At 40.6% G+C, this 19861-nt stretch carries 20 protein-coding genes; 2 read left to right on the top strand and 18 right to left on the bottom strand.

Annotation, left to right across the window (positions count from 1 at the left end):
* The 17 genes from BUB77_RS16020 to BUB77_RS15940 all read right to left on the bottom strand — a co-directional run bounded on the left by BUB77_RS16020 (position 1) and on the right by BUB77_RS15940 (position 17479).
* Positions 1-1026, bottom strand: coding sequence for an ABC transporter ATP-binding protein (locus BUB77_RS16020; protein WP_073277884.1), 1026 nt, complete (start codon positions 1024-1026; stop codon positions 1-3).
* Between the two features lie 36 nt (positions 1027-1062).
* Positions 1063-1980 (bottom strand): ABC transporter permease, encoded by a 918-nt coding sequence (locus BUB77_RS16015; protein ID WP_073277728.1) that lies wholly within the window; start codon positions 1978-1980, stop codon positions 1063-1065.
* Between the two features lie 17 nt (positions 1981-1997).
* Positions 1998-2954: an ABC transporter permease gene (locus BUB77_RS16010; RefSeq protein ID WP_073277726.1), complete on the bottom strand. Its 957-nt coding sequence runs from the start codon at positions 2952-2954 to the stop codon at positions 1998-2000.
* A 102-nt stretch (positions 2955-3056) separates the two neighbouring features.
* A complete protein-coding gene (locus BUB77_RS16005; RefSeq protein WP_073277724.1) occupies positions 3057-4814 on the bottom strand; it encodes a peptide ABC transporter substrate-binding protein in 1758 nt (585 codons plus the stop codon).
* Between the two features lie 472 nt (positions 4815-5286).
* On the bottom strand, positions 5287-5448 hold the full coding sequence (locus BUB77_RS29950) for a hypothetical protein (protein ID WP_170866668.1): 162 nt from the start codon (positions 5446-5448) through the stop codon (positions 5287-5289).
* A gap of 27 nt (positions 5449-5475) precedes the next feature.
* Positions 5476-6069, bottom strand: a complete 594-nt coding sequence (locus BUB77_RS16000) for a hypothetical protein (protein ID WP_073277722.1) — start codon at positions 6067-6069, stop codon at positions 5476-5478.
* Position 6070: 1 nt separating this feature from the next.
* Positions 6071-6772, bottom strand: a complete 702-nt coding sequence (locus BUB77_RS15995) for a hypothetical protein (protein WP_073277720.1) — start codon at positions 6770-6772, stop codon at positions 6071-6073.
* Positions 6773-6784: 12 nt separating this feature from the next.
* Positions 6785-8086, bottom strand: a complete 1302-nt coding sequence (locus BUB77_RS15990; protein WP_073277718.1) for an SPFH domain-containing protein — start codon at positions 8084-8086, stop codon at positions 6785-6787.
* A gap of 370 nt (positions 8087-8456) precedes the next feature.
* Positions 8457-8744, bottom strand: coding sequence for a 30S ribosomal protein S18 (rpsR, locus tag BUB77_RS15985; protein ID WP_073277716.1), 288 nt, complete (start codon positions 8742-8744; stop codon positions 8457-8459).
* A gap of 56 nt (positions 8745-8800) precedes the next feature.
* Positions 8801-9238: a single-stranded DNA-binding protein gene (locus tag BUB77_RS15980; protein ID WP_073277714.1), complete on the bottom strand. Its 438-nt coding sequence runs from the start codon at positions 9236-9238 to the stop codon at positions 8801-8803.
* A gap of 21 nt (positions 9239-9259) precedes the next feature.
* On the bottom strand, positions 9260-9547 hold the full coding sequence (gene rpsF / locus BUB77_RS15975) for a 30S ribosomal protein S6 (protein ID WP_073277712.1): 288 nt from the start codon (positions 9545-9547) through the stop codon (positions 9260-9262).
* A gap of 355 nt (positions 9548-9902) precedes the next feature.
* On the bottom strand, positions 9903-11438 hold the full coding sequence (locus BUB77_RS15970) for a hypothetical protein (protein ID WP_073277710.1): 1536 nt from the start codon (positions 11436-11438) through the stop codon (positions 9903-9905).
* A 191-nt stretch (positions 11439-11629) separates the two neighbouring features.
* A complete protein-coding gene (locus BUB77_RS15965; protein WP_073277708.1) occupies positions 11630-12541 on the bottom strand; it encodes a nucleoside hydrolase in 912 nt (303 codons plus the stop codon).
* Positions 12542-12816: 275 nt separating this feature from the next.
* Positions 12817-13731, bottom strand: a complete 915-nt coding sequence (locus BUB77_RS15960; RefSeq protein WP_073277706.1) for a ribokinase — start codon at positions 13729-13731, stop codon at positions 12817-12819.
* Positions 13732-13786: 55 nt separating this feature from the next.
* Complete coding sequence (locus BUB77_RS15955) at positions 13787-14818, bottom strand: LacI family DNA-binding transcriptional regulator (protein ID WP_084124336.1); 1032 nt, start codon at positions 14816-14818, stop codon at positions 13787-13789.
* Positions 14819-15280: 462 nt separating this feature from the next.
* The gene (locus BUB77_RS15945) at positions 15281-16333 is read right to left on the bottom strand and encodes an NAD(P)H-dependent flavin oxidoreductase (RefSeq protein ID WP_073277700.1); all 1053 of its coding nucleotides are present in this window, start codon (positions 16331-16333) and stop codon (positions 15281-15283) included.
* Positions 16334-16642: 309 nt separating this feature from the next.
* Positions 16643-17479 carry an alpha/beta hydrolase gene (locus BUB77_RS15940; protein WP_242962530.1) on the bottom strand — a complete coding sequence of 279 codons (837 nt, stop codon included), beginning with the start codon at positions 17477-17479 and terminating at the stop codon, positions 16643-16645.
* Between the two features lie 306 nt (positions 17480-17785).
* Here BUB77_RS15940 and BUB77_RS15935 point away from each other — a divergent pair, with 306 nt between their 5' ends.
* Positions 17786-18670, top strand: coding sequence for an ROK family protein (locus BUB77_RS15935; protein WP_073277698.1), 885 nt, complete (start codon positions 17786-17788; stop codon positions 18668-18670).
* Positions 18671-18790: 120 nt separating this feature from the next.
* Here the strand turns inward: BUB77_RS15935 and BUB77_RS15930 are convergent, their stop codons facing one another.
* Entirely contained in the window at positions 18791-18991 is a 201-nt protein-coding gene (locus BUB77_RS15930; protein WP_073277696.1) for a DUF951 domain-containing protein, read from the bottom strand.
* 157 nt (positions 18992-19148) lie between these two features.
* Between BUB77_RS15930 and trhA the strand changes: the two genes are divergently transcribed.
* The gene (gene trhA / locus BUB77_RS15925; protein ID WP_073277694.1) at positions 19149-19820 is read left to right on the top strand and encodes a PAQR family membrane homeostasis protein TrhA; all 672 of its coding nucleotides are present in this window, start codon (positions 19149-19151) and stop codon (positions 19818-19820) included.
* Positions 19821-19861 lie beyond the last annotated feature (41 nt).

Genomic DNA, 19861 nt, shown 5'->3' with positions numbered 1-19861 from the left:
TTATTTTCCTCCTCTGAAGTCAGGCATATCAACTTTGGGTGCCATGGGATGGTGCAGCCAGCAGGCTGCCTGGTGTCCCTCTCTAAAATCTGTAGTTTCCGGCATGGCTTCCCTGCAGACAGGCATGCAGTAGCTGCATCTTGTGCTGAAAGGACACCCCACCGGAGGCTCTAAAAGATCCGGAGGAGTTCCGGGTATGGACATAAGCGTCTGTTTATTTTCCAGATCAAGCCTTGGAACGGACTGAATCAACGCCCAGGTATAGGGATGCCTCGGATTATAAAATATATCCTTTGCACTTCCGCTTTCCACAATCATCCCGGAATACATCACTGCAATTCTCTGAGCGATATTAGCAACGACCCCAAGATCATGAGTAATCATAATAACGGAAACCTTGCGCTTTTCCTGCAAATCCTTAATAATATCCAGTATCTGGCCCTGGATGGTCACATCAAGGGCTGTGGTAGGTTCGTCACAGATGAGCAGATTCGGGTCACAGGCAAATGCAATTGCAATCATGACCCTCTGGCGCATACCGCCTGAGAATTCATGGGGATACTGCTCCACCCTCTTTTCCGGTTCAGGAATTCCGACTCTGCGAAGCATTTCCACGGCTTCCCTGGCAGCCTCCTGCTTCTTCATCTGCTTGTGGACCATAAGGTTTTCCGCAATCTGTTTTCCCACTCTCATGGTAGGATTTAATGCAGCAAGCGCATCCTGAAAAATAATGGCACATTCGCCGCCCTTATAATCCTTCCATTGATTTTTATTATATTTTAATATGTTATTTCCATTATACCGTATTTCACTGCCGGCTTTAATCTCGCCCTGAGGGCCTTTTATTAATCCCATAATGGCTTTCGCCGTCACTGATTTTCCGCAGCCGGATTCTCCTACAATGGCAAGGGCTTCTCCCTTCTCTAGGTAAAAAGATACCCCCCGCACGGATTTTACCTCCCCGGCATAGGTATGGTAAGAAACTCTCAAATCTTCCACTTCCAGAATGTGCTTATTCTCATTCATTTTACTGTCCATATCTCCTTTCCGGCCAAATACCCATTACTGGCGAAGCTTAGGATCCAATGCATCACGCAGCCCGTCTCCCAAGAGGTTAAATGCCATAACGATAATGCAAAGGAGCAGGCAGGGAAAAAACAGCTGATAGGGATAAAAATCCATAGACTGCTGTCCCATAGAAATCAGAACTCCCAGACTGATAGCCGGTGATTTCAAGCCGATACCCAGAAAGCTTAAACCTGCCTCTGTGAAAATGAAGCCCGGAATTGCTGTCGAAGCATCCAGTATCAAAATTCCAAGCATATTTGGTATATAATGTTTAAAAATAATGCGGACAGGCTTTGCTCCCAGCACTTCCGCAGCATAGACATATTCCGACTCCCTCAGCTGCTTTATCATACCCCTTACCTGTCTGGCAGTATTGCACCAGGCTGTAATACTCAAGGCTACGAGAAGGGAGAACAGACTGTTTCCTAAAACCATCATGATCAAAATCGTAATAAGCAGAGAAGGAATTGAATTGATCACTTCAATAATACGCATCAGAACTTCATCCGCCCATCCGCCAAAATGTGCCATCAGTGCACCATACAGGGTACCGAATACCAGCTTTAAAGCAGTTGCCACAATAGCTATCATAATAGAAGCTCTTGCACCTGCCCAGATACGGGAAAAAAGGTCCCTTCCCAGATTATCCGTACCAAACCAGTATTTAGAAGAAGGGGTCAGATTCTTCTGTGCCACATTCATGGTAACATAATCATATCCCCGTATCATGGGACCTGCAATTACCATAATCACCATGACAATAAGAACCGCTATGGATACCATTGCTATGGGATTTTTCTTCAAACGTCTCCAGGCATCCTGCCAGTAAGAAATAGCAGGCCGGGTGATTTTATTAATATCTTCTTTTTTATATCCGATAATTTCGAATTTTCCTGGTGTTAATTCCGGCATATTTTTCTATCCTTCCTTTAGCTGTTCTTGCCTGTCAGGCTGATACGCGGATCCACGGCGACATACAGCAGGTCCGTTATAAAAAGTACAACAATATACATTCCTGCCAGAATGACTGTCTCTCCCATTAATATGGAAAGGTCCTGGTTATTTACCGCAGTAACATAATACTGTCCGATTCCGGGGATAGAAAAAATACTTTCGATAAAAAATGAACCGGTAATACACATTGCAATGGACATGGGAAGCTGTGTAATTACAGGAATAAAGGAATTCCGCAGGATATGTTTCCGGATAATTGCCCCCTTGCTGAGCCCTTTGGATTCGGCTGTCAGAACATAATCCTGCCCGATAACATCCAGCATGGAGGTTTTTAAAAGCCTGGCATAGGCTGCAATATAGCTGAAGCACCCTGTCAGGGTAGGTAAAACCGTATACTCCCAGCCTCCAAACCACAAATCTTTTCCTGCCGGCCACCCGATGGTGGGAAACCACTTTAAATCCCCTGCAAATATCTTCTGCAGCAGTAATCCAAATATCAAATGAGGCACCGAAATCATCAGCACCGACAAAACTATTACCAGATAATCTGCCAGGGTACCCCGTTTCATCGCCGCCAATATGCCAAGCAGCAGACCCACGGTGATTCCCAAAAGTACCTGCTGTATTCCCAGCCGTGCAGAAACAGGCAGTCTGTCATGAATCAGCCCTTGAACCGTCTGGCCCGCATAGACAAAGGATTCTCCAAAATTTCCGGTGGCAATTCCTTTCATGGTAATTACATAACGTTCCATCATGGGTTTATCCAGCCCATATCTTTTGTATAAATTATCCTTCACGGCAGGAGCCAGTTTCTCTGCCCTCTGAGTCAGCGGGTCGCCGGGTACAGCCTCCAGAAGGAAGAATGTAGCAGTAGCAATTAAAAACAGAGTAAGTATCATTTCAGCCAGCCGGCGTATTAAATATTTCCCCATTGTAACTCTCCTTTATCAGCCAAAATAACTGCTTATGTTTACATACAGCAAAAAAGGGCTATTCACCTCCAGCCCTTTTTTGCAATTCCCAATGTATAACTTTTATTTGCCGGAGACAGATGTATGGTACACTTCCTGGCTGGCTCCAAAAGAAGATGTATGGAAATCCTTTACCCAGTTCTGAATATAAAAATGGTTATCGGCATAATACAGAGGTGCAGCCGCACAGTCTTCCAAAAGTAATTTATTTTCCAGCTTCTGATAGATTTCAAGGCGTTTTGAGTTATCCTTAAGACCGGATAAGGAGTCCAGCAAAGCGTCATAGTCTGTGTTGGAGTATAACCCATAGGAATGATATACACCGGTTCTAAAGATATCCAGGTAATCCAAAGGATCATTATAGTCACTGTACCAGGCGGCAGTCATGATGTCAAAGTTAAAGGCATCTCTTTCTGATGTAAACAGAGAAGAATCACCTACGGTGTTCAGTTCTACCTTAATTCCCAGATTCTGCTCCAGAGACTGCTTGATATATTCACGTTCTGTCTGGTTCTGGGTAGTTGAACCATAGGTTAACAGTACGACAGTAACATCGCTGATTGGAGTCTTCACTCCCAGCTCATCCAGACCCTTCTGGAAAAGTCCCTGCAGTTTTGTCTTATCTCCTGCATATTCTTTATATTCGGTACTAATCGGCTCTTCAGCCTGAGAGCGGTAGGTCTTTTCATTAAAGGTAATTGCCGGAGATATGAGTCCGTAGGCAGGTGTATACCTTCCATAAACCGCTCCGACCATTTCATCTCTGTTAATACTGTAGGAAATAGCTTTACGGATATTGGCATTTTTCATTAAGCCGGATTTTCCGCCGTTTTGTAATTCATAGCTTAACATAGCCGTCCCGGGATATTCCGTTGCAAGAGACTGTATCTTTCCAGCTTTTGCTTCTTCATCATACTTCTTGATGTAATCACCGGCGCCGTTAATTACATCCAGCTGACCGTTATCAAACATGGTAGCTGCCGTCGCGTCTTCCGCAACATCGAACCAGTTTACCTTTTCCAGCTTTACATTGTCCGCATCCCAGTAATATTTATTTTTCGTCCAGACCATCTTGTTATCTTCCACAAGGTCTGATAAAACATATGGTCCGTTATATATGTTTAATTTCCAGTCCTTACCCCAGTTGTCACCGGCTGCCTCCGCAACGTCCTGACGGGTGGGATAGAGAGGGGTTGCAACCAGCTTTGATTCAAAGGTAGGATCTGCCACTTTTAATTTCACTTCAAAGGTATAATCATCCAAAGCCTTAATTGCCACGTCATCCAAAGAACCTTTCTTGTTATAATACTCCTCGGCACCTACAATATTGAAAATAAATGCTGCATAACTGTATCCCTTGCTGGGATCTAACAAACGGTCCCATCCGTATTTATAATCATTTGCTGTAACAGGCTTACCATCAGACCATTTTGCATTCTGTCTCAGATGGAAGGTATAGGTAAGTCCATCCTCAGACACATCAATGGATTCCGCACCTGCAAGCTCATACTTATCTCCGTCAGCTCCTCCCACATCACGAAGCAGACCTTCATAGCATTCTGCCATCATCCAACGCCAGCCCATATCCTGAACATCGTAATTATTTCCAAAGGCAGATGCTCTTAAATTCAGTTCCTGTACGCTGTCACCCGAGCCTTTTGCCGCACCGGTTGTATCACTGGTATCGGTCGTACCGGATGTATCTGCCGTTTCTCCTCCTGCTGTCGCAACTTCCGTTTTTCCGCTGCTGCAGGCTGTAAGTAACCCTGTCACCAGAATTCCTGCAAGTATCAAAGAAAGATACTTTTTCATCTTTTTCATTCTTTTTGTCCTCCATGCTAAAATTAAACAGGCGCCTTAAACGTCCGGGTTTCTTATCAATTCATACAATTCATATTAGTTTTGTATGCAATCACAATTGGTAGTATATTTCATTCTTTCTTTTTTGTCAATATAAAACATCAACGAAAGGAAGAAAAAATTTAAAAGGTAATCTTATTTAAATATCCAGTGGAAAGTGAGGTATTAAAAAACCGCTGCACAACCTAAGTTATGCAACGGCTATTTTATATCTTATTCAGAACGGGTAAAAAGGATGCAGACTAACAACCTACAAACAACAAATCTCTCATTTATTTCAGACCAGATCCGCAATACTCACAGACCGCATCTGCTCCCGGAATAATCGTATTCCTGGCCCCGCAAATTTTACACTCAAAAACCCTTGTCTGACTTTCAAACGAAGGTGAAGAAATCTCTGCCCTTGTTACTTCAACTGTATTCGAAATACCAGCTAATTACCTTCACTAAACTTTTCACTAAATCCCCTTTGCATGTCATCCATCACGGCTTTTGCTTCAGGATCATTACCAGATACTACTTTACCATTCACAATGACTGTCTGCGCTCTGACCGTTTTACTTATATTATTGTTACTCTTTTTAAATATTGACATAATACTTCCACTTCCCATAAATCTATCTTACTCGCTTTTCAGCATCGACCCACAATATTCGCAAATTACAGCAGAACCTTTTAAAACCTTACTGGATGCTCCGCAGTTTTTGCAGGTTACCTCGAAGTATTCATCGGATATCATCTCGCTGGCTGGTTTTCTGATATTGGATTTAGTATCTGATGCATATGTTGGTTCCTCAGCTTCATAATCCTGATAATATTGATTATAATTATTATCATCTATGTCTATAAGTTCCTTTTTAACCATTTCTTCCATGTCTTTTCTCACTGAATCCAACGGCATCCTTAATGCAGCAGCTAACTGTTCAATGGAAAAGGCTGAGTTCTTCATTAGCTGCTGTGTATAAACATAATATATCTTATTCAGTCTTCTTCGACGAAAGCCTCTTAACAGCATGTAAGTAAATAAGACAAATATAATCAGAATGACAAGTGTCTCACCTACTGTTGTCGTCTTTTTGGGACCAAACATAGTAAAGAAGCACCCTAATAATGTAATTCCGAAAATAAATGCAAAAAAGCCTCCTGCCATAATTTGAAGTAAGCCAATGGCACTATTAAAAAAAAGCTTTCTTTTTACTTTTTTATCCTGAGACACTTTATATTCCTCCTGCCTTAATTATACTCAACTCCGCTGCTCTCTGTTTTATAAGAACCATAACATCATCAATTAAACTTCCAGCTGCTTCGGCCGTTTCTTCCGTATCACTTTCTATCAGTATCTGAAGCTCTGTAAGCTTACCAGCAATAATTTCATCCGTTTTTACTGTTGCCGATACGTCAGAAAAACGAATTGCATCATAAAGCTTGTCAAGTTTCTGAACCAGCGCACCATTTCTATTGATATTCCGAAGCATTACTATCCTGTTTAATAGCTCCTGCATCTTATTAACAGAATATACGGCAGATGCATTAGCCTTACCCACGTGAATGCTGATATTATATATTAATACAACGGTAATTAAATAAGCTGCAATTAATACAATCTGAATCAGAAGCAAATATTTTGCATCCTCTCTGAAAAGCCCCATAAAAAGGACTGAAACAATAATGGATAGAATGGTATAAAGTCCAATGGCACTATTCATTCCGGCATATAAAACAGTCCGCTCCTGTTCTCCCCTCTCTCTCTGTATAAATAGAAGTCCAGTCATAAGTATTAATTCGGCTGCTATAATGAAGCCAATGCCTAACCAATCGATGAATACTCTTTTCTCAGTCAGTATGAAAAACAATGCAATCGTAATCAAAATAAGAATAAAGCTAATAAAACCTATTACATTTCTATTCCGAGTTTTCATCCCATTTCCCCCTTAATTTAGCTTTTCTCCACATTCCGGACAAAATTTGGGGCTGCCTTCAATTGCAGTTTCGCATTTTGGACATTTCTTTGCTAAAGAAGCACCACATTCCGGACAGAATTTATGTTTTTTTCTATTAATAGGATTGCCGCATTTCGGACAAGGAACCGGTAATTCGTATCCGCAGCTGGAGCAACTGGTCGCCCCATCCGGTAAATCTGCTTTACAGTTAGGGCACGGGTTGTATTTATTTCCGCATTCCGGGCAGAATTTTGTATTTTCAGAATAAACTGCCCCGCAATTATTACATTTTATCATATTATTATTCTCAGGTTCCGTTTTAACAGTATCATTACCACAGGAAGGACAAAAACGAGCACCTGCTTCCATTACCGCGTGACACTTCGCACACTCCTTCTTATTACCACCCTTTGTATCCAGTGCCGTTGAAATAGAACCAAACTGGGTACCAACTGCGTTTCCCACATTAATTCCCATTCCTAAACCCATTCCGGCACCCATTATACCGGAGGAAATTCCACCCTGGTTATTTGCTGCACTCTCCAGTGTATCAAAGGAACGCTGCTGTTGGTAATCATAACCTATAATATTCATTTCAGCACGCTTAGCCAATGCGTCCTTCAATGTCTTTACTGCCTCATCCTCCTCCGGTACATTAATATCATTTACATAGAAATTCACTAAACCGATACCGTACTCATCCAAGGCTGGTTTAATCCGTTCCACTATATAATTGGACATTTCTTCAAGATATGCATTAATTTCCAATGCGCTTATCTTCTTGTGAATGAGATATGATGAAATGGTATCCTTTGCCATTGTCAGATACAATCCTCTAAAGTACTGCAATATATTATTATCATCAAAGACATTTAATGTTCCGACTAATTTTATCAGGAATTTCTTAGAATCTTCTATACGGATACCAAATTGTCCATAAGAGCGAACCGGTATAAAAACTCCATATTTAGGGTCCTGTATCTGAATTGGAGTTGTTGTACCCCACTTAATATTCAAAGAGTAAACCTTATTTACATACCATACTTCTGCAGTAAAGGGAGATTTTCCACCAAACGGGAGATTAATTATATTATTCAATATAGGGATATTTGCAGTATCCAGTGTATGCCTTCCACTGCCGAAGACATCCAATGCCTTCCCGCTTTTAAACAGAATGGCTTCCTGTGATTCATTTACAATTAATTGCGTCCAGGTGCCTAATTCCTCACTTGGATATTTCCATGCAAATACATTCGGTGCTCCGTTATATTTAATTACTTCCACGATTGCCATATATCATTTCCCCCATATGTAGTAATAAGTTTATCGTCATTATCTTAATTGTATATATCAATATTATGAGTGTTATATTTACCTTATTATATCACCTCGTCCAATATGTGACAATCGTCCCAGTACATTTACATAAGAAACTTGTACTATTTGGGCACCTTCCCTCTTCTTACATACCATTTTTGATTTCAAGCCTACTATTCACTGTTTTCGAATAAAGAAATTTTCTTATAATTAAAAAACCGTTACACGGCTCAAGTGAAATATTCACTCTAAGCAGTGTAACGGCTATTTTATTACCTATTCAAAACGTGTACAAGTCGTAAACTACAACACTACACGCCCTATGAAACCTTTGATATTACTGGGATTAATCCAGTGTATAAGGCATTAAAGCGATATGTCTGGCTCTCTTGATAGCTACAGTAAGAGCTCTCTGATGCTTTGCACAATTTCCGGTAATTCTTCTGGGAAGAATCTTACCTCTTTCAGATACGTATCTCTTTAATTTATTTACATCCTTATAATCAATTCCTGTATGATTCTTATCCGCACAGAATGCGCAAACCTTTTTTCTTCTGCGGGTATTTCTTCTTTTCATAGGGGAATCGCCTTTATCATCTCTATTGCCGTTTCTGTCATTTTTATTATATGCCATGACTTGACCTCCTTATCCAATAAATAACTGATTACTCTCACATAATTCTTTATGCTTTAACTAAATGGCAGCTCCTCGTCCAGTCCGTCGGGAATATTCATAAAACCGTCTCCGACTGCCTGGCTGGGTGTCGGCCTCTGAGTCTGCTGATAACCGGATTCGGCACCGGATGAACCTTTGCTCTCTGCAAATTCCTGTTCATCGACTACAACATCTGTTGTATATACTTTCTGCCCATCTTTATTGGTGTAACTTCCTGTCTGGATTCTTCCAGTAACAGCAATCTTGGTTCCCTGTTTAAAATACTTTTCTGCAAATTCTGCTGATTTACCAAAGCTTACGCAATTGATAAAATCGGCATCTGCTTCACCAGGTCTTTTAAATCTGCGGTCTACCGCCAGGCTGTATCTGGCAACTGCTGTGGAGTTCTCTCCCTGGGAGTACCTTACTTCCGGGTCTCTTGTAAGACGACCCATTAAAATGACTTTATTCATACTAAGGAATACCTCCTTTTACTATGCGTCCCGTCTAATGCATAAGAATCTGATTACATTTTCCATAATGCGAATACGATCTTCAACTTCGCCTGGGCATGTTGAATCAGCATCGAATTGGATAAAATAATAAAAGCCTTCTTTCATTTTCTGAACTTCGTAAGCTAATTTCTTCTTACCCCATTCATCAACATTAGTGATGTTGCCGCCGAATCTTGTAATAAGTTCTTTTACGGCTTCCACTGTTGCATTTCTGGCTTCATCTTCGATTTTTGCATTTACAACTAAGGCTAATTCATATTGGTTCATAGTTGTCTGCACCTCCTTCTGGTCTCTGGCCCTTTCTCTCAAATTGCCGCAGCGGCATTTGACATAGACGGATTTGTATAAATCCCTTTGTGTGGAAAGAGCAAGGAAAATAATGTATAACATATCACGAATATATATTTTAACATATATTGTGAAGCTTGGCAAGAATTTTTTATATCTTTAACAATGCCCTTGCATATCGCAGTTCACCTTCTAAAATAAATTTTAAAATATATCTCATTGTCATGCGCTGCTAATAGAAAAGTAAGTTAAAAGGAGCCTGCTGCTTCATAGTTAAAATCAAATTTGCAGCAAGCTCTTTACTCATTCTTTATGATAAATAATTTTTATTCTTTTAATCTTTATGTGGTGTATTTGATAGACTAAATGCATAAGAAACAGAACTTGAAATATCCACTTTATGTACCTTTACATAATAAGTTCCATTTTCCAAATAATTTCCATACCAAATGTAATAAGCTCCTTCTAACCCCGTAAAATTCTTACTGTAACGGTATATTGACTTCCCCTTTGAGTTCATAATCTCATAATCAAATTTCCCATCCAGATAATATGCCATATAGAGTTCTACATACTGATAGGAAGATACGTTAAACTTATACCAATCTGCTTTTGAAGTCTTGTCTGCATAAGTAAAATATCCCGTACCAAGGTTTTTATCAATTTTAAGAAGCTTGGCTTTGGCTTTACTGGACCCTGCATTGTGAGTTACACTGGCGGTTCCTGCCTTAAATTGGTATACACTGCTCGAGGCAGTCACCTGAATGTAGTAGGTACCTGCTGTTACCGTGTAAAGTTTTTCTACCAGCATGGATTCTTTATTATCCTCATCAATATCCCCTGCAATTTTGCTGACTTTCGTTATTGGTTTTTTATTTCCATCAAGCAATCGAAAGCTTGCTGCTTCACTTTGGGAAGCTGTAGCTGTGTTTACATCTGCAACCAGTATACACTTTTTCTTTACTGTTACTTTATAATTGATTTTTTTACCTGACTTATCCTGATAAGAAAGTGTAGGCTTGCCAATAGAAATTACTCTGTCGGCTCCATTGAGATCATAAAGCTTTACAAGAAATTTTGTTTCTCCCACTGATTCACGTTCATCATTTTCGAGGGTAAACTTTATATAATAGGTACCGCTGCCTGATAAGGTTCTTATATAATTTGCATTTTCATCTACTGTATCAAGCATAAAGCTCTTTCCGACAGCTTTTGTACATTCCTTATCCTTATATATCGTTCCTGTTATTTCATCAAAATTACTCATTTTAGAAAGCATGGTAATATAAACGCCGCTTCCATTTTTAACGGTAAAGGGAACCACGATATTCTTATCACTTTCCTGTACTCCGTCTCCGAACTTCAATTCATTATATCCCTTATTTGTAAGTTCATCAAAGGAGTTGATGCTGCTCACTTTTAACTCTGGAATATTCACAACTGTTGTAGTCAGTACTTCCGCAGTGCATTTCAAAGCTATACTTGTATCTTTGAGATCCCCCGTTGCATTGCTTAATTTATAACTGATATAATATTTTCCTTCGCTTAATTCCACCTCTAAATCAGTAAGCGGTGCTATGGCAGTGATTCCTGTAAACTCTTTAACCTTTGGTGAGCCTTCACCATATTTTTCTTGGATTGCAACAGTTAGTATACCCGGAACAGTACCCTTGTCCCATATTTGGGCATTTATTTTAACTTTTCCGTCCTTTGGCATATCAAATTCAAAGTCCTCATAATTATCCCGTTTATCCAGACCGATAGTTGTAGTAGTATCATTCGGATTTGCCGCAGCAGTGATCTGTGACAGTGAAAATACTGCTATGAATACTACTGCACAGGCTATAAATTTTTTTAATACTTTGTTCATTAATTTTCCTCCCAATTATTCGCTATTTTTAAACAACATGCAAATTATACCATTTTATCCAAAAATTTCAATCAATATCCCATTTTTTAATTCAAGCTTAATTTAACAGAGACAAATAAAAGCAAATTCTAATGTATTCTGCTTTTATCTGTCTCTATTTTTACTATATCCAGCGTTCTATGGATTCCCTTTTATTTTGCCAACGTCCTAAATAAATGCTCAAAAAGCTTATCCCTGTTGATGGAATAAACATACCTTATTATATGCCTTGTCTTATCAAAAGCATAGTGGTGGTCATACTCCGGTATGGGGCTATACTCTATTCTGTCCAGCATGAAGTCCCCGTCAAGGAGCCAGGCTACTGCCGTAACATCCCAGATGACTCTGCTCCAGCAGCTGCTCTCTTCCATCTTTTCTGCTTCCTGTACCGTTGTTTCGACCAGATAATTGCATAGTCTGTTCTTGCCCTTTAACCAGTATTCAAGCTCCGGCCCTGTTGTACGAAAAGATGATACCACTCCTGCACAGGGAAGCTGCACCAGAGGAACTCCGCAGCCAAAGACTACACGTGCGGCTGCAATGTCCTGATAGAGATTAAATTCTTTGTTGTCCGTCCAGTCATGGGCATTTCCTCCCAGCCATACGAGCACTATCCTTTCAATAATCTCCGGTTTCAGCAGGATGGCGGAGGCAACATTTGTAATGGCTCCGATTGCCACTACATAAAGAGGATTCTCCTCCTCCCTTTCCATGGCAAGCTCTGCCAGATTTCTGGCAGCCGGTGAATCCACTGCCTGTTCTTCATCAGCCAGGTAATTTCCGGAGCCCTTAAAGGTAAGCTTTTCGTAGTCCTCTCTCCCGCAAAGCTCCAGGACCTTCATGATTTCCTGATAGCTTTTCTCCATCCCGTCTTCCGGACCTTCTGATTTCTCATTAAAGAAAGGTGCCGCATAGATGGCTTTTAAATTCAGCTTATCTTCTGATTTTATCAGGTAAGATAATGCATATTGGTCATCTATCTCATTAAATGTATCCGTATCAATCACTACATCTATTTTCCCTTTGGGTTTTTCCAGTCTTTTTAATAATTTTATACTATCCATGGTTTTCATCCTTTCTGTGGCTTTATAGGAATGACAGTGCTGTATATTTTGATTTGCTGTTTATCTTTATTCATTGTACATCTCTCTTTATTGTATATCTTTATTTATTGTGTATCTTTATTTATTGTGTATCTTTATTTATTGTGTATCTTTATTTATTGTATATCTCTTTACCACATATCTTTATTTACTGCTTATCTTTATCCACCACATATCCTATTCCACGGTATCTTTATCCACAATATATATCTTTATTAAACATTTATCTTTAACAATCACATATCTATATTCACAGCTTTTTCTTTTCCCTGCATATATCTCTTAACTTCTTCCAACTTCGGAATAGAACTGCCGGCACCCTCTCTTGATATGGTGATAGCTGCAGCCCTGGCTGCCATATCAAGTGCTTCCTCAATGCCCAAACCAGAGGCAGTAAGGCTTATAAAATATCCCGTAAAGGTATCTCCTGCCGCTGTTGTATCCTTTACTCTGGTTTTATATGCCGGCTGGACGTAACGGGTATTTTTATCCTGATAGATAGCCCCCTTCTCTCCGAGAGTCAATATAATTTTCATATGGGGATAGCAGTTTAAGAGGTTCATTAAACTGCTGTCAGGTTCTTCAAAGCCACTCAATTCCCTGCTCTCGATTTCATTTAATAGCAGCCAGGTAATTCCTGATAAATCCATGCTCTTAAGCCTTTCGTCAACGGGAGACGGATTAAGGGCTATCTTCAATCCTCTCTCCCTTGCTTTGACTAAGATATATTCCAGGTTGTTAATCTCATTCTGCAGCACCAGGATTGAATCCTCCGTCAGAAAAGCAAAGACCCGGTCTATATATTCCGTGGTTATCTCCTGATTACTTCCCCCATATAATAAAATACAGTTTTCTCCTTCCGGGTTGACCTGAATAATTGCCTGACCCGTTTCCGAGCCTGTGGTATCCAGGAGGGAGGTGTTAACACCGCTCTCTTTTAATGCCTCCAACAGGAATTCAGAATTATGCCCAAGCTTTCCGGCGTGATATACATCTGCTCCTGCTTTTGCCATGGCAATGGACTGGTTCAGACCTTTTCCGCCAGGAAATCGGCTGTACCTTGCGGAGGAAATTGTTTCCCCTGGAAGGGGAAAATGGGGCACTTCATACACATGATCAATATTCAGTGAGCCAAAATTTAAAATCTTCATTTTATAAAATACCTCCTCGGTTTATATTGTTATACATTTTTCTATTTCACTCCCGTTACCTATTTATATTTTGTACGGAATTTCTGACAATCAGCTTTGGTTTAAAAATGATTGCTTCCTTTTTCGTATTTTCGTCCTTTACAAGTTCTGCAATTCTTCTAACCGCTGCTTCTCCGATTTCATAGGAGGGCTGATGGATTGTGGTAAGTGGCACCTCCATGATGCTTGAATAAAACAAATCATCAAACCCAACCACCGAGATGTCTTCCGGCATCCGGCAGCCAAGTTTTGCTGCGGCTTTATATACTCCGTAAGCCATCAGGTCGTTAAAGGCAAATATTGCCGTTACCTTATTCTCAAAGAGCCCTTCTGCCAGTCTTTCCCCATCTTCTACATGATAGTTGCCTTCTTCCACATACTTTGCCTGGAAACGGATATCAGAATCCTTTAATGCCTTTTTATATCCAAGGAAGCGAAGCCTGGAATTTAACATTCCCAGCGGACCGGTTATACAGCCTATCCTGGTATGGCCGTTTTCAATAAGATATTTGGTGGCAATATAGCCGCCCTGCTCATGGTCAACGGAGATACTGGTGTGTTTTTCTCCCATTTTAATACGGTCAACCAGCACCAGGGGTTTCTGGCACTGTTCCATCAGGGTTAAGCATTTCTTTGCCATGCTGTCCGCACTGTTGGCGGAAGGAACCATGATAACTGCATCAACGCCCCTGTCCAACAGGATATTCAGATACTCCACATCCTTATCGGGATTATCGTTGGTATTGCACAGAATGATGTTATAGGCACAACTGGACGCTTCCTTTTCAGCTCCCTTGGCCAATTCCCCAAAGAAAGTATTGCTGATATCAGGAACTATCAGCCCGATGGTATTGGTCTTTTTGGTTATCAATCCTACTGCCAGCTGATTGGGCCGGTAGTTCAGCTCATTTGCTATCCGGATAATCTTTTTCTTAGTCGCCGAAGCAATTCTAAGCTCCTTTCCGTTCAATACCAGAGATACGGTTGTTATGGAGACACCTGCCTTCACTGCAATATCCCTTATGGTTGCCCTGGCCAAATATATCACCTTCTCTCCCTGAATCGGCCTGACAAATCGTTTTAGCTTATAGCTTATTTATAGCATCTATTTTGAACATGGTCAATGTATCTCAGGCTTATTTTAGCTACATAGCTGCTAAAACATTTTAGCATTGCCAGGAGTTTTCTCTGTCATATAAATTCCAGGGAAATTCAAAGTCGGAAAATATGTATGCCAATGAGAATTTCCCCTTCCGGTAGATATGACGTGTACTGTTTTCTGTATTCATTTGACACTGAACCGGGGAATTAGAAAAGCACTCAGCTTTAAGCTGTATTAATAGAAAAACACCATGGCTTTCAGGCTGCATTAACAAAAAAAGAAAAACATCATAGCTTTTAAATTGTAATAGCAGAAAAGCCCCATGGCTTTCAACTGTATTACCAGGAAAGCCATAGAGCTTCTTCCAATATCCTATATATGCTGTTTTTCTATTGTTCACCTGCCGCCTTATCCAAAATAATCCCCTAACACCTCATCGACATTTCTCATGCGGTTTTCCAGATAGGCATTTGCCCCGCAGAAGATAAGCGCATCCTTGAGGTTTCCTCTGGCTGCATTTACCAAAGCGTCCGTTATGCAGTAGGGCGTTTCTTTTGGGTCACAGGTTTTAATGCAGTTATGACACCTTTTTATAGGAATTTTTCCAAGGAAGGTCCTTTCGATAAAGTCGTTCTTTATTGCCCGCCCGGGCATTCCAACAGGACTTTTTACGATTACAATGTCTTCTTTTTTACAAGCAATATAGGCTTCCTTGTAACGGATATGAGCATCACATTCCTCCGTGGTAACAAATTTCGTAGCTACCTGAATGCCTCTTACCCCAAGAGAAAAATAATCCTCCATTTCCTTCTTATCCTGAATACCTCCTGCTGCAACGACCGGTATATCCTTCTGATACTTTTCTCCGTATTCCTTTGCAAGATTTACAATCTCTTTAATTTCCGTTTGATAAGCCTTTTCCTCATAGTTGTTCAGCTCTTCCAGTGAAAAGCCCAGGTGTCCTCCGGCCTTTGGCCCCTCTACCAGAATGGCATCCGGTGCCGTTTTTTCTTTTTTATCCCATAGCTTTAAGATTACCCTTGCCCCCTTTAAGGAGGAAATAATCGGTATCAGCTTGGTCTTCGTTCCCTTTACCAGGGACGGAAGCTCAATTGGCAGCCCGGCGCCCGATATGATGATATCTATGCCATTTTTGACTGCTTCCTTTACATAGAGCTCATAATTCCTGGTCGCGACCATGATATTAACTCCCAGGATACCGCCTCCTGCGGACTTCCTTGCTCTTTTTATGTGTTCCCCTATCATTCTTAAGTTGGTTTCCAATGGATTTTTATCATAGCCCTCTTCTGAAAATCCTATCTGGGCTGTTGAAATTACACCGATTCCGCCTCTGGCTGCAACTGCTCCTGCCAGAGAGCTGAGGCTGATTCCCACACCCATTCCCCCTTGTATAATCGGCAGCTTTGCCGTTAATTCTCCTATTTTTAATGGCTGATACATCCTGATCCTCTTTTCTTTTCGCAAATAAACGCTACTGTAAGTTTCTGAATCCTTCTACTCATACACTGAATTCTTTCATACCTTGCATGAAGGGAAGAATTCATCCTGAAATGTACAGAAAATTTAAGAAGAGGATATACATTCAGAAAAGAGGCTTTATACCCCTGCCGCTCTCTGACAGAAGAACAAAAAAGCAACGGACCTGAACCATCCCTTATACAAATATGGGCAGCTCAGATCCGTTTACAGATATGTATATCAGCCAGGAAGGGGAAAATCTTATCCTCCGTCGGCATTTACCGTTTCGCTCTATTTGTCATATAGAAAACGCACAGCCTTTTGGAACCAGTCAGAGGAAGGATGGTCTTCTCCGTAGCTCCAGCCTCCGTTTACTAAATAATTTCCAAGAGATAATCCATGAAAGCCCTTGGGGTAAATATGAACCTCTGCTTCGACTTTGTTCTTAGCCAGCGCAGTTATAAATGACAATGTATTTTCTACCGGGACCACATCGTCATTCCAGGTATGCCAGATAAAAGTTCTTGGTGTGTCTGCTGCTACCTGCTCTTCCAGGCTGTTAAAGTGAAACAGCTTCTCATCCTCCCTCTTATCTCCTAATAGGCTCCTCATAGAGCCTTCATGAGTATATTCTCCGCTTGTTATTACCGGATAGCATAACAGCAGATTATCCGGTCTGACAGCAGCAGCCTCCTTGCCGATCAGTTTTAAGATTTCTTCCTTGTTCCAATGTACCCCTGTAGATGCGGCAAGGTGTCCTCCTGCCGAAAATCCGCATACGCTGATATTTCCTTTATCGATATGGTATTCACTGCTGTTTTCCCTGATAAATGCCAAAGCCGTCAATGCTTCGCAAAGGGCAGCCGGGAATCTGGCAGGTGACACATGATATTTCAGTACAAAGGTACAGATACCCTCTGACGCAAATTTAAGTGCAACAGCCTCTCCTTCTCTTTCTGATGTCATTTCATAACCACCGCCGGGCAGAATCAGCACCGCCGGATGTTCTCTGTCATTTTCAATTTCTCCAGAATTATCGGGAATATATCCCCACAAAAGTGCAGGTTCCTTCACTTCTTCTAATTCAACCATGATTTCTTTTGCAAAATACCTCATGTTATTAACCATGCCTTTCTCACAGCCTGCAAACTTTGAGCCGCAGGCACAAATTTGTGTGTGAAAATTGCTTTTTAATTTTCACATTAATCCCTATACATATCCCAAGCTTTTTAGGATACTATTTAATTAGAAATTTATAAAATGTAACACATTTTTCAAACTAACCTTCCTTTCACTTACTACTCAGAAAAGTATAGCACAACACTTCCGGAATGGTAAGATGAAAAATCTTTAACAATTACTAAATTAACACTGTTTTTTTTCCCAAAGTTCAGTTAAAATATAGCTTATGAATATACTATGGAGGACATTATAATGTTATTAGGTGCACTAGAAGCCGGCGGCACTAAGATGGTTCTTGCTATCGGCAATGAAAACGGAGAAATACTCGAACAAATTTCCATACCAACAGAAACCCCTGATATTACACTTCCTAAAATCATAGACTATTTTAAAGATAAGAATATTGAGGCCCTTGGTATTGGCTCTTTCGGTCCCATCGACCTGGACAGGTCATCAAAAACCTATGGCTACATAACTTCCACTCCCAAACTGCCCTGGATAAACTGCGATATTGCAGGCATTCTTGGGAAGAGTCTTGGTATACCCGTAGGCTTCGATACCGACGTAAACGGCTCTGCTTTAGGCGAAGCTACCTGGGGAAGTACAAAGGGTCTTGCCAGCAGTATTTATATTACAATCGGTACAGGTGTCGGTGTGGGCGTTTACCAAAATGGCAAACTGCTTCATGGTATGCTTCACCCGGAAGCCGGACATGTTCTGTTAAGCCGTCATCCGGAGGATACCTTTACAGGTGTCTGCCCTTATCATGCACAATGCCTTGAAGGCCTTGCATCGGGCCCTTCTATTGAAAAGCGCTGGGGCAAGAAGGCTTATGAACTGGGTGCGGACCATAAGGCCTGGGAATTTGAAGCCTATTACATTGCTCAGGCTCTTGTGGGCTATATCCTGACCCTGTCTCCCCACCGAATCGTATTAGGCGGCGGTGTTATGCACCAGACCCAGCTATTTCCTATGGTAAGAGAACAGGTTACAGCTCTTATAAACGGCTATTTAAAAACCCCTCAGCTGGATGATATGGACCATTATATCGTTCCTGCTGCCTTAAATGATAATCAGGGTATTATGGGATGTATTAAGCTGGCTCTTATGGAGCTGGAAGAAAACAGCAGGAATTAGTCCGTAATACTGATAGAATTTTATATCCGGAATAATCATCTGAAAAAATGCTTTCTGTGAGGACTTTACAGCTTACATCCTCACAGGAAGCATTTTTTATCTCTATATTAACTTTTTTAATTAACTCTCTTTGCCTTCCTCTTCTTTTCGTATCAATTGCCTTAGATTTTTTTCCACCTGTTTTCTGGGAATCATTATCTGATGACCGCATCCCTCACATTTTAAACGAAAGTCCATTCCAATACGCAGAACTTCCCATAAATAGCTTCCGCAAGGATGCTGTTTTTTAAGCTTTACTACATCTCCGACTCTAATATCCATCTGATCTCCCAACCTTTCTAAAGAAAAAAAATAAAAAAATTTATAAAAAACCCTTGATTTTTTCTAACTACGTGATATAGTGTAATTAACACGACATGTAGTAATGAAAACTACGTAATGCATTTATTAAAATGATGATATGAAAGGAATGATTAACATGGCTCAATTTATTAAACACCCTAAAGATCCGGGAAGCGCAATTACTCATTTTATCGGCATGCTCATGGCCGTCTTTTCTGCTTTTCCTTTATTGTACAAAGCCTCCAAGGCTCCTGATAAGACCGGTATCATTGCACTTGCAGTCTTTGCCCTCAGCATGATACTGCTTTATACCGCAAGCACAGTATATCATACCTTCGATTTATCTGACAAGACGAACAAGATATTAAAAAAATTCGATCATATGATGATTTTTATACTAATTGCAGGAACCTATACACCTATTTGCCTTATTCCTTTAAAAGGAAAAGTTGGAACAACCCTCCTTATTATTATATGGAGCATGGCTATCCTCGGCATTTTACTGAAGGCATTTTGGGTATACTGCCCGAAATGGGTATCCTCCGTAATTTATATTGCCATGGGCTGGACCTGTGTACTGGCATTTTCACCCCTGCTAAATACGCTTCCCATGGAAGGCTTTAACTGGCTGCTGGCTGGCGGTATCATTTACACCGTGGGCGGTATTATATATGCACTGAAGCTCCCGATCTTTAACAGCCGTCATAAAAATTTCGGCTCCCATGAAATATTTCACCTGTTTTGCATAGGCGGCACCGTATGCCATTTTATTTTAATGTATAAGTTTCTTGCAGGTGGTAGATTTTAATTCTTGACAGAATAGCTCACATATGTTAATCTTAGTAATAA

Source organism: Anaerocolumna jejuensis DSM 15929, assembly GCF_900142215.1.
Lineage (GTDB): Bacteria > Bacillota > Clostridia > Lachnospirales > Lachnospiraceae > Anaerocolumna > Anaerocolumna jejuensis.
The sequence above is the reverse complement of the archived record's forward strand: the minus strand, read 5'-3'. Positions and strand labels throughout refer to the sequence as shown.